The organism is Pseudocoprococcus catus (assembly GCF_019734885.1).
GTDB classification, from domain to species: domain Bacteria; phylum Bacillota; class Clostridia; order Lachnospirales; family Lachnospiraceae; genus Coprococcus_A; species Coprococcus_A catus.
The window spans coordinates 165,822-179,127 of record NZ_JAAXCM010000021.1 but is presented as its reverse complement, the minus strand read 5'-3'; the positions used below and the strand labels follow the sequence as shown (position 1 = coordinate 179,127).

The 13,306-nt window shown below is 43.8% G+C and carries 13 protein-coding genes; 6 read left to right on the top strand and 7 right to left on the bottom strand.

The features are described 5' to 3' along the window. Positions 1-17: 17 nt before the first annotated feature. A complete protein-coding gene (locus HED67_RS04855) occupies positions 18-1,187 on the top strand; it encodes a ribose-phosphate pyrophosphokinase (protein ID WP_178441371.1) in 1,170 nt (389 codons plus the stop codon). 157 nt (positions 1,188-1,344) lie between these two features. Here the strand turns inward: HED67_RS04855 and HED67_RS04850 are convergent, their stop codons facing one another. Together HED67_RS04850 and HED67_RS04845 are read right to left on the bottom strand one after the other, a co-directional pair. Then, positions 1,345-3,354, bottom strand: coding sequence for an ATP-binding protein (locus HED67_RS04850; RefSeq protein ID WP_221717687.1), 2,010 nt, complete (start codon positions 3,352-3,354; stop codon positions 1,345-1,347). 50 nt (positions 3,355-3,404) lie between these two features. After that, positions 3,405-4,484 (bottom strand): metallophosphoesterase family protein, encoded by a 1,080-nt coding sequence (locus HED67_RS04845; protein ID WP_178441373.1) that lies wholly within the window; start codon positions 4,482-4,484, stop codon positions 3,405-3,407. A 225-nt stretch (positions 4,485-4,709) separates the two neighbouring features. Here HED67_RS04845 and HED67_RS04840 point away from each other — a divergent pair, with 225 nt between their 5' ends. The 3 genes from HED67_RS04840 to HED67_RS04830 all read left to right on the top strand — a co-directional run bounded on the left by HED67_RS04840 (position 4,710) and on the right by HED67_RS04830 (position 6,794). Next, positions 4,710-5,240 carry an ECF transporter S component gene (locus tag HED67_RS04840; RefSeq protein WP_178441374.1) on the top strand — a complete coding sequence of 177 codons (531 nt, stop codon included), beginning with the start codon at positions 4,710-4,712 and terminating at the stop codon, positions 5,238-5,240. Between the two features lie 85 nt (positions 5,241-5,325). After that, entirely contained in the window at positions 5,326-6,168 is an 843-nt protein-coding gene (locus tag HED67_RS04835; protein ID WP_221717686.1) for a pyridoxamine kinase, read from the top strand. 23 nt (positions 6,169-6,191) lie between these two features. Continuing rightward, entirely contained in the window at positions 6,192-6,794 is a 603-nt protein-coding gene (locus HED67_RS04830; protein ID WP_221717685.1) for a TIGR04100 family radical SAM protein, read from the top strand. 146 nt (positions 6,795-6,940) lie between these two features. On the opposite strand, the gene HED67_RS04825 is transcribed toward HED67_RS04830, so the two are convergent. The 4 genes from HED67_RS04825 to HED67_RS04810 form a co-directional block, all read right to left on the bottom strand. Further along, positions 6,941-7,543, bottom strand: coding sequence for an Ig-like domain-containing protein (locus HED67_RS04825; protein ID WP_178441377.1), 603 nt, complete (start codon positions 7,541-7,543; stop codon positions 6,941-6,943). A gap of 357 nt (positions 7,544-7,900) precedes the next feature. Next, positions 7,901-8,644: an N-acetylmuramoyl-L-alanine amidase gene (locus tag HED67_RS04820; RefSeq protein ID WP_178441378.1), complete on the bottom strand. Its 744-nt coding sequence runs from the start codon at positions 8,642-8,644 to the stop codon at positions 7,901-7,903. A 113-nt stretch (positions 8,645-8,757) separates the two neighbouring features. Continuing rightward, positions 8,758-10,488: a glycosyl hydrolase family 18 protein gene (locus HED67_RS04815; RefSeq protein WP_221717684.1), complete on the bottom strand. Its 1,731-nt coding sequence runs from the start codon at positions 10,486-10,488 to the stop codon at positions 8,758-8,760. Positions 10,489-10,517: 29 nt separating this feature from the next. Continuing rightward, positions 10,518-11,159: a hypothetical protein gene (locus HED67_RS04810; RefSeq protein ID WP_221717683.1), complete on the bottom strand. Its 642-nt coding sequence runs from the start codon at positions 11,157-11,159 to the stop codon at positions 10,518-10,520. Between the two features lie 540 nt (positions 11,160-11,699). On the opposite strand from HED67_RS04810, the gene HED67_RS04805 reads away from it, so the two are divergent. Next, entirely contained in the window at positions 11,700-12,482 is a 783-nt protein-coding gene (locus tag HED67_RS04805) for an adaptor protein MecA (RefSeq protein ID WP_221717682.1), read from the top strand. A 148-nt stretch (positions 12,483-12,630) separates the two neighbouring features. Here HED67_RS04805 and HED67_RS04800 read toward each other — a convergent pair whose 3' ends face one another. After that, the gene (locus tag HED67_RS04800; RefSeq protein ID WP_015513869.1) at positions 12,631-12,801 is read right to left on the bottom strand and encodes a DUF362 domain-containing protein; all 171 of its coding nucleotides are present in this window, start codon (positions 12,799-12,801) and stop codon (positions 12,631-12,633) included. A gap of 240 nt (positions 12,802-13,041) precedes the next feature. Between HED67_RS04800 and HED67_RS04795 the strand changes: the two genes are divergently transcribed. After that, positions 13,042-13,254 carry a DUF1858 domain-containing protein gene (locus HED67_RS04795; RefSeq protein WP_015513868.1) on the top strand — a complete coding sequence of 71 codons (213 nt, stop codon included), beginning with the start codon at positions 13,042-13,044 and terminating at the stop codon, positions 13,252-13,254. The last annotated feature ends 52 nt before the right edge of the window (positions 13,255-13,306 follow it).

Genomic DNA, 13,306 nt, shown 5'->3' with positions numbered 1-13,306 from the left:
CATGATGGAGGTATATTATGGCTCAGAACATTGAAGAGTTTAGAAACTCAATTCCAGTAGGTGATTTAGGTATTATCCCGCTTCAGAGCTGCAGTGAACTTGGCAAAATGGTCAACGAATACATCGTTGACTGGAGAAAAGAACGTGAAGATGTTCTTCACCAGGATGACAAAATCAAAGATTCTTATATCGTGAATACAAAATGCTCCCGTTTCGGTTCCGGCGAAGCGAAGGGTACCATCCTTGATTCTATCCGCGGTAAGGATTTATACTTACTCGTTGACGTAACGAACTATTCAATCGAATATTCCCTTTGCGGACATATGAATAAGATGTCACCAGACGATCATTATTCCGATTTAAAACGTATTATTACAGCAGCAGCAGGCAAAGCGCGCCGTATCAATGTCATCATGCCATTTCTTTATGAGAGCCGCCAGCACAAACGTACATCCCGTGAATCTCTGGACTGTGCAGTTGCGCTTCAGGAACTTCACGCTCTCGGTGTTGAAAATATTATTACTTTTGATGCACATGATCCACGTGTACAGAATGCAATTCCTAACAGTGGTTTTGACAGCATCCAGCCAACTTATCAGTTTATCAAAGCACTGTTCAACAACGTACCTGACCTTCAGGTGGACAGCGAGCATATGATGATCATCAGCCCGGATGAAGGTGCTATGGGACGTGCAGTTTACTATTCCAACGTTCTCGGTCTTGATATGGGTATGTTCTACAAGAGAAGAGACTATTCCAGAGTTGTCAATGGCCGCAATCCGATCGTTGCTCACGAATTTCTTGGCTCATCCGTTGAAGGCAAAGACGTATTCATCGTGGATGATATGATCTCCTCCGGCGAAAGCATGCTGGATGTTGCCAAAGAACTGAAGAAGCGTAAAGCAAACCGTGTCTTTGTTGCCGCAACATTTGGTCTGTTTACAAACGGTCTGAAACAGTTCGATGAATATTATGAACAGGGTCTTATCTCCAAAGTTCTGACAACCAACGTTATTTATCAGACACCGGACTTATTATCCCGTCCATATTACATTAACGTAGACCTGAGCAAATACATCGCACTCATGATCGACAAACTGAACTACGATCACTCCATCAGCGAACTGCTCGATCCAAACGCGAAGATCCAGAACGCACTGACTTACTACCGTAAATACCACAAATAAAATCTGCGCAATGCAGGCAGTGATATAACAAAGAAGCGAAACCCACAGCCTTCTGAAAAATGCCGCCAATGAACGAATTCATATGCAGTGCGAATGTGCCTGCATTGAATCGTTCATTGGCGGCATTTTTTCAGTATACTTGAAGTTTCGCCCTCATTTACAGTTCAACATAATGATAATCACAATTTAAACTTTGCAGCATCTCTGCTTCTCTGTGATGACATGTAAATATGAGAATCTGACTAAAAGCTTTCTGCTCTGCCAGCCATCTCAATGTATTCTTCAAACGCTCATCATCATACAGGGCAAAACTGTCATCCAGAATCAGCGGCATCGGCTCACTAAAAATCATCTGGCTGACTGCCATCCTCACAGAAAAATAAATCTGATCCACTGTACCCGCCGATAATTGCTGAGGCAGCAGAAGCTGTCTGTCATCATCTACCGTTACCTGAAACTTCTCATCAATATTCAATTTCTTATGGGCACCATCTGTAATATAAGAAAAAAGCTGTGAAATATAATCTGCCAGCTGTGTGCCGAAGGAACCATGAATTCTGGCGGTGATATCCTGTATGGTCTTCTGACTGAGCTCAATCGCTTTAATCTCTTCCTCACTGTTTTTCTTCTGTTCTTTTAGTTCACTGATCTTTGTCTCAAGCTTTTCAAGACTGTTCTGTTTTTCATCCAGCTGCTCCATCTGCCAGTTCAGCTGTTCTGACTGTCTAAGCAGATCAGAGGCCTGCTTTCGCAGCTGCTGGATAGTCTGTTTCTGTTTCTGACCGGCTGAAGATTCCAGTGTCACACTTTCCCCATACTTCTCTATATAAGGCTTCAGCGGCTCCTGCAGCTGATCATAACGTCTTCGCAGATTTTCCAGTTCTTTTCTGAGTCTCACAACGACTTCCTGCCGGCTTCTCTGATCCTGCCCTCTTTCCTTCAGCTGAGCAATATCATCAATCTGGTACTTTTCAAGTATCGCCTGCTGCCGGGATTCAAGCTCCTCTATCTCTGCTTCAAGCTGTTCTATGCGTTCTTTCTTCTTTCCTGATGTCCTGATCAGCATAAACGCAAAGCCAGCTGCCAGAGCCGTCAAAAGAACCGCCGCTGCAATATGTGCGATCCCTTTCAATCCAACCAGGCCGCCTGCCAGCCAGACAAGCACAGCTACTGCAGCTACCGGAAAAATAAGTGCCAGATTCCGTATGCCGTTTCCCTCATTTTGCTCTTCCAGTTCACTGTATCTTGATCGATCATCTTCCAGCTTATTCTGACGCACTTCATAGTCTTCCATCACATCATTTAAATGCTGCTGATATTTCTGGCTACCTGTCTGATTCTCCATTTCACGAAGCTCGGCTTTTTTTGCCTTATACATGGCGGCCACATCATTATTCTCCTGAATAAGCCGGATTGCCTTCATTCGCTCCTGCCGATCCTGCTTCATGGCATCATCCACATCACACTCAAGCTGCCGGATGCGCTCCAGTATATTCTCCCGCTCCCTTTCAAGGGCTTTCTGCTGTGACATCAATGCCATCCGGCCTTCTAATTCCCTTCGGAGATTTTCTGCTTCCTTCACACAATCCTCATATTCCTGATGAGAAAACTTTGATGCTGCCTTTTTGCGCTCCTCCTTCAAATAATTCAGTGCTTTACCCACATCCACATTATCAGTCGCTCCCATGGCCATATTGGCCATATAGGACTGCATTCCCGTAGTAAACTGACCATCCGGCTGCAGTGACAGCTGACCGGAACTAATAGAATTGCGATAATTTGACAGGGTCATTCCGTCTATCAATGATGAAATATCATCCTCCCTGCATGGGATCTCACGCCCGCCCGTTTCGTCAATCACCGTCAGATGACTGTCATCCTTGTGAAAATTCCTCATCAAACGCCAGTTTTGATCCTGACAAGTCAGACGCATCCTGCCTTCGTAGCTTCCGCCGCCATCCCAGGGCTGATATTTTGTGTAAATATCTTTACCGGCTCCGCGCCCTCTCAGGCGCTCTGTTCCAAAAAGCATGCACTGTATAAATGAATGTACCGTGGATTTACCGGATTCATTGGCACCATAAACAATATTGATCCCCTTCTCCAGATGAATCTCCCGATCATGGAACTTTCCGAAATGGTCCAGATTCAGTTGTTTTATAATCACTTTTCTGCCTCCTGATTCTCTATTTCATTCAGTCTATATCATGATGTATCTCATCGTGTCTCCAACAATGCTTTCATCCCATAGCCTAATGCCTTCGCCTTCAGTTCATCACTGATATCCATCTCTGAAATCTGCCGGATATACATTCCGATAATATTATTCTGATTTTCTTCGTATAAGTGCTGGAAATCAAAATCCGGAACCGAATGATCACGGACGGATAATACCCGTCCCAGCCGCATCAGCATTCCCTCATCCAGTTCAAAATCCACATTTCTGAACCCCTCTATCACAATCTGAAACATATTCTGCCGGCCGCACTGTCCCAGCAGCCCCTTTACTGACTCTGCCAGCTGACGCATGGTCATATCCGGTGTCACTTCCGCATTCAATGTAATATAGGACCTTTCCGCAAAAGGAACAAATTCAATCTTTGTCTCTTTGTCACTCAATATTCCCTGTATATAACCATGGATGCCTTCATCATTGCGGTCAATGGGTTCCAGCGCACCAGCATAAGCCATTGGGCTCCTATCATCTATCCATGGTTTGTGGATATGGCCCAGCGCCACATAATCAAACCCTGCCTGTCTGAGTTTATCCTGATTGATCGGAATATGACGGCTGTCACCGCCATGGGCCAGAAGGATATGCCTGCAGCCTTCCGGAAGAGGCCTTCCGTCCTTCAATCTGCGCATCGGTCTAAGCTGGTCATACATCGCCTCTGTAATCTCCTGCCTGTCGTAACTCATGCCATAAACAACTAAATTCAACGAAGCAATATACACATAAGATATATGATTTTTTCTGAAAAAGACAACATTGTCCGCCCACTCAAAATCCTTATAAAAAGACTGCGTGCCAATGTAATCATGGTTGCCTGCCACTATCACGATCCTTGTGTGGGTTAATTGTGAAAAACGATAATTCAATTCTTTGAGTTCCCTCTTCAGCGGCTGCCTGTGAAAAAGGTCCCCTGCGATCAATAATAGCTCCACATCAGATTTTTCTGCTTTATCCAAAAGCCGGTAAAAGGTCTCCCATAGTTCACTTCCTCTGTCTGCTGCCCAGGGCATACCGCTGTCCGGAGCTGCTCCCAGATGGATATCTGCCGTATGTATAAATTTCAAAATGTCACCTCTGTTCCTTATGTTATCCTGTATTGTCAAAACATTGATATTTTCACATAGTATACCATATTCTGCCGCTTTGTGCCACTCTCGCTGCCCAGTGATATACCCACCTTCATCAAAGGCAACTGACCATATGAAATAATATAAAACTGGCCATTTCAAAAACGTCACATTCACAGTATGATATCAAGTAATGTTAATACAGAAGAGAGGTTTTCGGTTATGAACAAGTTAAATTCCAGAACAATCAGCATCAATGCACTGGCCATCGCTCTAGTGTGTCTTTCAACAATGTTTTTACAGTTCCCGATTCCATTGGGTTACGCCCACCTCGGCAACTGTTTCATTCTCATCTCAGGCGTCTTCTTCGGCCCTGTGACAGGTCTTCTGGCCGGCGGCATCGGCTCTGCACTTTCTGATCTGCTGACCGGTTATGCCCAGTGGATCATCCCAACACTGATCATCAAAGGTATCATGGGCTTTGTGATCGGTTACATTGCCAACCGCACAGGACTCACCGCCAATATGTTTAAGATCCGTACAGCCATCGCCGGCGTTGTCGGTATCGTGATCATGGTGATCGGTTATTTCATCGGCGGTTCTATTCTTTACGGCAGTATCTATACAGGTGCTACACAGATTCCGGGACTTGTCATGGAAGGTATCATCGGCATCCTTCTCTTCTATGTGATCGGTTCCGCACTGCAGGCCGCACATCTTCCGAAATATATCCAGCGCCTTACCCAGCGCTGACGAATATGCCATCATATGAAAGGCAGTTAACTCATCTGTTCTTGCACATGATGACTTGAATTTTGTTTCATGAAAGGAACTGAATATGTCAGATTATCATAATCATCAGAAGAAAATTGCATTAATCAATGACATGACAGGATTTGGCCGCTGCTCTATTGCAGTGGCTCTTCCTGTCATCTCCATGCTTCGTGTTCAATGCTGTACACTTCCCACAGCCATTTTTTCCAATCATACAGGCTTTGAGAGCTTCTACTATCAAGACTATACAGACCATATGCAGCCAAGCATCGACGAATGGAAGAAGCTTGATCTGTCCTTTTCCGGTATCTGCACCGGATTCCTCGGCTCTGCCAGACAGATCGCTATTGTATCGAATTTTATCCGGGATTTCAAACGTCCGGACAACCTGGTGATCATTGACCCCGTTATGGGCGATTACGGCAGACCTTATCCAACCTACACCAGAGAGATGTGTGACCATATGAAAGATCTGGTCCACTATGCAGATATTCTGACTCCAAATATGACAGAGGCCTGCATTCTGACAGACACCCCGTACGAAGACAAGAAGTGGCATCTCTCAGAAATCGAGGCTATGGCCGAGAAGCTTTCCAAGGCCGGTCCTTCAAAGATTGTTATCACCGGCATCACGCAGGGTCAGTATGTTGCCAACTTCTGCCATGAAGCCGGCAAATCTTCCCGTGTTCTGAGAACACACCGCATCGGTACCTCCCGTTCAGGCACCGGTGATATTTTCACTGCCATCATTGCAGCAGATGCCGTCAATGGCGTCCCATTCGACCGTTCTGTCAAGAAGGCCTCCAACTTTATTAAAAAATGCATCCAGCGTTCCATTGAACTTGACATACCGCTGACAGATGGTGTATGTTTTGAAGAAGTGCTGCACACATTAAAATACGACTAAATTGATACAAAGGAGTTTTTACTATGACGATTCTTTATAAAGTTCACAATAATCTTTACGTCAATCTGACCAACAAATGTCCCTGTTCCTGCACCTTCTGTCTGAGGCAGACCATGGATCATGTGGGCGAATCCGATTCCCTGTGGCTGACACGTGAACCGGAATACGAAGAAATTATCGCCGATTTCGCTAATTTCAACGTTGATGCCTTTGATGAACTGGTCTTCTGCGGCTTCGGCGAACCGACAGAACGCATCGATATTCTGCTCCAAGTTGCCCGATACTTTAAGGAAACCTACCATAAACCAATCCGTATCAACACCAACGGACTCGGCAACCTTGTCAACTGCAGAGACATTGCACCGGATTTTAAAGGGCTGATCGACACCGTTTCCATCAGCTTAAATACTCCTAATGCAGACCGTTACCACGAACTGGTCCGCAGCCGTTTCGGTGATCAGTCTTTCCAGGCCATGCTGGATTTCGCCAAAGAATGCACCCGGTATGTTCCTCACGTTGTGATGACAACAGTCGACACAACCCTCAGCAAAGAAGAAGAGTCGCAGTGTCAGGCTATTTGTGATCAACTCGGCGTCACTTACCGTATCCGTCCATGGGAAAGCTAGGATTCTTCTTTCCACGCACTCCCGCAGGTTAAAAATCTACCTCTAAAATTTCAAAACAGGATTCAAATGAGAATATACCGATATGCCGGTCTTTGAAGATCTCATTTTGAATCCTGTTTTCATTTTTTAATACTCAAATGACTGTGCTACTTCTCTTTGCTGTTTTTGCTGCCTGCAAAAAGCCACCAGAGGACAACAACGATGATCACGATGACAATAATCCAGATGATCCAGGTCCATACCGACATTCCTGCGGCCGCATCCATTGCCTGATCCATCTCTGTATCTATTTCGGGTGCCTGACTGTTCAGCTCCTGTGCACCCTCTGTGTAACTGACAGTTGCAAAAGGCATCACATAATCATCCGGAAGATTGCCGGCCATCTTATAGCCATCCCCCAACTGTGCCTCAAAAGTATACACTGCCGAAGCATCCTCATGCTTTGGTATATAAGAATTGCCCCCAAGATTATCACTAACACATACCCATGTAACAGGGACTTCCACTTCCTCACCCGTTGTCATCGTTGCTGTCAGTGTCGATGGCAGTTTCTGCGTCACATCTGTAATGGCTGAACCATAGGCCACCTCATATTTGCCAATCGATGTGTACTTTCCATTTTCTCCGTAATTATTAAAAGAAGAAATCTCTCCTTTTCCGGCTGTTTCCGCCGCTGATACAACACCTGTCATCAAAACCGCCATTAAACATACCAGAATCCATTTTGCACATTGTTTTACATTTTTCATGTTCTAATCACCTTTCTGTCTCTCAAAACTCGCCTGCAGGTCTCAGTACAAAATTCGAGTCTGATTTATAGACATAGCCATCGAATTCCTATTTACCTGCTGCTGTATGTTTATGAGCATTATGTCCAAACACCTCGCAAAATATGTACTTTCATATGTCAATCGTGACATTGCACAAGAATTATGTCGTCACTTTGTGCAAAATTAAAGGAATATTTTTTCGATCTTTGGCAACACTTATACATATCACCTATGATAAAATACAAACATAGCAAAAGACAATTTCTTAATCCCTTTTTTAAATATATACCTTCCCCTTACAGGCAGCCGAAAGGCTGCCAATTTTTTTATTCTTTTCTAATGATTTTCACTTGGTACCTGTTTTTCATTCAAATACCGAAGAATACCGACAGAAATTGCCCATGCAGTTTTTTCCTGATACGCCTCCGTACAAAGTAGAACTTCCTCTTCCGGATTACTTAAAAATCCGCATTCACAGATCACCGTCGGCACCCTTTCTTTTCTCAGAATATAATAGTCTTCATTGGCTTTTTCCTGTCTTGTATTCTCCGAATTCTGAAATTCTATCAAAGATTGCTGGATCGCCGATGCAAGCCTGTGGCTTTCCTCTGAGGGTTTATAATAAAAGACCTGGGCCCCCTTATACTTTTCCTCTGTGAAACTGTTTTGATGAATACTGACAGCCAGCAGGCACCCCTGTTCATTCATCAGTGCCACTCTCTTTCTCATATCCTCTTTTTTGTCTTCAGGCGGTTCACCATCATATAAAACTTCATCATTCTCCCGTGTCATCCGTACATGAATCCCCTGAAGCTCCAGCATATCCCTCAGTTTTTGTGCAATCACCAGATTAATTTTCTTTTCCTGTGTACCACCGACACCAATTTTGCCGGCATCAAAAAACCCATGTCCACTGTCAATGACAACAAAGGAGGAGTTTTCCATTGTCGGCTTTATCCTATGATAAAAAACAGTACTTATCCCCTCCATCCGTTCTCCCTGACCACTTTGACGGATCAGAACACTGTAAACCATTCCGATCGCCAGACACCACAATATGCCTGTCAGCACTCGTTTCATAAAAAAAGAACCCTGCCTGCATCTATCATCTCTTTGAAGACAATATATGCAAACAGGATTCCTGTTATCCCATTAGCCGGACACCTGCACTCCTCATGCCGTGTCCAAAACATTTACTGAAGATAAGACTGTATTGTATCCCAGATTTCTGATCCGCTCTCGAAGCCGATCTTCCACTCTGCAACACCCGCCAGATCAAACTCCTTGATCATCTTCATCTCTTCTTCTACGGCTGTAGCATCCTGAAGCCAGATTTCGTAGAAGTTGCCATCCTTCTCAGAGGTATAACTGCCGTAATTCAGACCCATATCCTCCACAAACTGCGGTATCACATTATGATCCGTCAAATACCCCAAAGCCTCCGCCATTCCGCATGCAAAGGAACTGACATTTCCATCGGCAGTTGTACACCAGACTCTGGTATAGAACGGAATACCATTGATCACCTTCGACTTGTCCACAACATTCAACGTATCTGTGATACCCTTGCGAACAAAGTTCAGAGAAGCGACAGGCCCCGGTGTATCTGAACCTGCAGGTGTCTCATCATATCCCATGATCACTACATAATCTGCCACAATCCCCTGTTCCCTGCGGTTATAATAATAGGTGTACTCCGGCACATAATTATCTACCGACAAGATGATATTGTTCGCACGGCAGGCGATAGACAATTCTCTGATGAACTCAATATAATCATCCGCGCCTTCCTGTGATATCAACTCAAAATCAATATTAATGCCATCAATACCGTACTTTGTCACATAACTAATCACTTCGCTGATCACTTTCTCACGTTTGGATGTATAAGCCAAAACCTGATCGGTCTTCTCAGAATCAAAATATCGTGTCCCGTCATCTGAAGGAAACTCATTGGAGAACAATGCCCACACTTCAATGTCCTTCGCATGACAGGTATCCACATAATCTTTGGAAGCAATCGATGTCACAGAGCCCTCTGTATCTGCAAACGAGAACCATGTAGGTGACAATGTATTGATGCCTGATGCAGAACTCAGCACGCTTGACAAACTGCTGTTGGCCGCTGTACTCATCACTTGATGCCATCCAAGATTGATCTTGTAATCTTTGTGGATGCTGGTATATTCCGGTGCCTCAAAAGCCGGTGCCTCAGGCGTCTCTATCTGGGTCTCCTGCAGTGCCTTGTTGGACACCCATCCTACAAATCCATCTTCTGTCACCACATTGCTCCAGTCATCGTAAGCCTCGAGCAGTACCATCTTCTCCCCCTTATTGGCCTGCCTGAGCACTTCACTCTTCACACCGCCTTTATAGCGAACCGCTGTGTCCTTCTTCAGCGTCACCGTCTGCTGCTCTTCCCATTTTGTGTTCATCACAACGCGGTTTGGTTCTGTATATTCTGCATAATCCATCTGAGTGTGTGCTTTCACAAATTCAGCCGCAACATAATAACTGCCATTGTAAGTCCGCACAATCATGTAACCTTCATCAGCATCGCTGCTGCCATCCCAGGTCTTCACTGTATAACTCTGCTGATCCGGTGTCACCTTCATCACTTCTGTCGGTGTCGTAAATAAAAACAGCTTTTCGTTGTCATCCCAGTAAAAACGGGTATTAATGCTTTCTGTCACCAAAGCCATGCTTAAATAAACTCTGCCGTCAATTGCTGCTGCTTTGTCTTCCTTTAGTACTTCATGATTCAGCGTAACAGCATATTCGTTCTCAGCAAGGCCCATCTCAGAAGCATAGTCAAGCACCTCTTCTGTCGGTTTGTACCTGCCTGCAAGCAGACTCCACGCCACTCCGCCGCCTACACCTATAATAAGCAGCATCACAATTACAATCGGTAATACTTTCTTCATTGGTTCCTCCTTTGCAGCCGGAGCATCTGTCAACTGTTGTCTTTCGTTGACTGCATACTCAGCCTAGATTCTGACCATAAAATCGCACCGGCAGCGGCTAAGCCGACCGCCATTATCAGATACATCATCTGATAGATACGCATTCTTTCCTGATCACTGTCATAATCATGGATCTCAATATCCGCCATATGATAATAGGCTTTATATTCACTAAGATCCATGTTCTCTTCTTCTGCCAATCGTGCGGTAATTTCATCCTTCTTCACAAGCTGACCTGTCAGTGTATAGTTCTTCAAAACCTTCTCCTCCAGTGTACTGTCCTCAGCCAGTGCACCTTTATCCTTCGCAGGTATATCCGTGAGTACATAATGATTCCCGATTGATCCCATATAGCAATAAGAACATACCGTCCCATTCCCATTCACCTTATAGTAACCCGTAAAAGTAAGCTCAATGCCTTCAATCTTCACATAAGGTGATGTGCTCTCTGCAATCTCTTCCAACACCTCTGCTGTTGCCTGATCGGCATCCATTCTGTGCACGAGCCATGGATTTCTATAAAACAGTATACTTCCGACAGTGACGATGATCAGTACTCCTGAGATTATCCAGAATACAATCGCTCTCCTTCGGAGCCTGTACCCTGTCATATCATCTGTAATTACTTCCATCCAAACAGTCTCCTATTCACATTGTGTAGCTGTACAGAGCTGGCTTCCCAAAAACGACTCTATACAATTTCCATATACTTATCTTCTGATTATACTACATAGTACCCAATCCATCAACATTTCCACCCTTAAAAAACACTAAAAGCGGTATTTTCTTCCATTTTTGCATAAAAAACGGTTGCTTTCATCCATCATCCTCCACTTTTGCGGAAAGATTCCGTAAAAATGTCTTCTGTTCTCCATTTCATGCCGCGCGCTATGTGATATGTTATATTGGCACCTGCATCCTTGTAATGATACTCTCCATCAGACATATAATAATGATAACAGTACCAAATACATCCATCAATCATCATCAGTCCGCAGAAAACATCCCCCATTGACAACATGTCAATACCTTCGACACGGCTGCTTTCTCCGGGTTAAAATCCAACGTTATTTCCTCTTTACAGCCAATTAAATAATGGCTATAATGAAGATACTTGCAGAAAAAACTTCATATGGTTTATGGTTTTATTTTGCATGGAAAGGAGTGATAACATGAAATTAGAACGCATCAGTGAGAACCAGATACGATGTACACTGACACGCAGCGATCTGGCTGAACGCGAACTCAAGCTCAGTGAACTTGCCTATGGTTCCGAGAAAGCCAAAGCACTTTTTCGTGAAATGATGGTTCAGGCATCTGATGAACTCGGTTTTGAAGCAGAGAACATCCCTTTAATCATAGAAGCTGTCCCTATTTCCAATGAATGTATTATGTTGATCATCACAAAGGTGGATGATCCAGAAGAACTGGATACCCGTTTCTCCAGATTCACACCATCCTCAGATGATTCGGATGAGGTGTCTGATTCGGATGAGATCATTTACAGCGGTACAGACGAGATTCTTGACATCTTTAAGCGCCTCAGCAATGATATCCTGGCAAAGACAGCTGAAATGCACAGTACAGACAATACGGCCGACTCAGATATTCAGGATGATTCCAACACCCCTGATACGGAAGCGAATGCAGATTCCCAGCAGATTATTTTACGTATTTATGAATTCAATTCTCTGAATGACGTCTCCCGTCTGAGCGAACAGCTTCCTGAGAATTTCGACTGCGGCAATACACTGTATAAGAACCCGGTAAATAGTCATTACTATCTTGTTCTCTCCAGCGAAGGAATCCCACGCACCATCTTTGGGGGCATCTGCCAGCTTGCTTCAGAGTTCGGTTCTGTTCAGAAAGCAAATGCCAATACATTGTATTATTTTGATGAACATTATGAAACTATTATCCGCGAGAATGCTTTGCAGATTCTTCGCAGTTTATAACCCATGCGGCAAAAAACTTATTGCGTGAATCCTATATATTAGCAAAAGTTCATCGCACATGTATAAAACAAATAAAAAAGGTTACTATATTGCTATAGTAACCTTTTCCTCATGTTTCATAATAAACCGGATATACCGGCCAACAGGATTATTCCTGAGAAATAGCTTCTGTAGGGCAAGCGCCTGCGCAAGAACCACAGTCTAAGCATGCATTAGCGTCGATAACGTATTTGCCATCACCTTCGCTGATTGCGCCAACTGGACATTCACCAGCACATGTACCACAAGAAACACAAGCGTCTGAAATAACGTATGCCATAATAGTATACCTCCTAATAATGATAAATATTAATTTTCGTACGACTCTATTCTATAACAAATTGGCGTCGAATACAAGGGCAATCTTGTATAAATGAAGAAAATTCATTATTTATTGAGAAAAAATTCACATTTACAGACAGCGTCAAAAATTTCAAATGAAGTTTGGTTGCAAAATTAAATAAAGTATATTATAATACGAGAAGATGCGTTTTTCGCACAATACGAAAGGAGTGATATTATGGCAGCAGCTGTAGTAACTAAAGATACTTTAATCGGAGATCTTCTCCGCATTGATGCCAATGTAGCACCTATTCTTTTAGGTATTGGCATGCACTGTCTTGGCTGTCCTTCTTCTCAGGGTGAGACAATTGAAGAAGCAGCTTTCGTTCATGGCATTAATCCACAGGAATTAGTTGACAAGATTAACGAATTTCTTGCAGCTAACAACTAATCCTGCATAATCATTCAGGTATACATAGAGCTGCAGCGGCTATTTAGATAGC

Bases quoted from the DNA above. Each gene is read 5' to 3' on its own strand.
- HED67_RS04855 (WP_178441371.1), top strand. From the start codon at position 18: ATGGCTCAGAACATTGAAGAGTTTAGAAACTCAATTCCAGTAGGTGAT.
- HED67_RS04840 (WP_178441374.1), top strand. From the start codon at position 4,710: ATGAACAAGTTAAATTCCAGAACAATCAGCATCAATGCACTGGCCATC.
- HED67_RS04835 (WP_221717686.1), top strand. From the start codon at position 5,326: ATGTCAGATTATCATAATCATCAGAAGAAAATTGCATTAATCAATGAC.
- HED67_RS04830 (WP_221717685.1), top strand. From the start codon at position 6,192: ATGACGATTCTTTATAAAGTTCACAATAATCTTTACGTCAATCTGACC.
- HED67_RS04825 (WP_178441377.1), bottom strand. From the start codon at position 7,543: ATGAAAAATGTAAAACAATGTGCAAAATGGATTCTGGTATGTTTAATG.
- HED67_RS04820 (WP_178441378.1), bottom strand. From the start codon at position 8,644: ATGAAACGAGTGCTGACAGGCATATTGTGGTGTCTGGCGATCGGAATG.
- HED67_RS04815 (WP_221717684.1), bottom strand. From the start codon at position 10,488: ATGAAGAAAGTATTACCGATTGTAATTGTGATGCTGCTTATTATAGGT.
- HED67_RS04810 (WP_221717683.1), bottom strand. From the start codon at position 11,159: ATGGAAGTAATTACAGATGATATGACAGGGTACAGGCTCCGAAGGAGA.
- HED67_RS04805 (WP_221717682.1), top strand. From the start codon at position 11,700: ATGAAATTAGAACGCATCAGTGAGAACCAGATACGATGTACACTGACA.
- HED67_RS04800 (WP_015513869.1), bottom strand. From the start codon at position 12,801: ATGGCATACGTTATTTCAGACGCTTGTGTTTCTTGTGGTACATGTGCT.
- HED67_RS04795 (WP_015513868.1), top strand. From the start codon at position 13,042: ATGGCAGCAGCTGTAGTAACTAAAGATACTTTAATCGGAGATCTTCTC.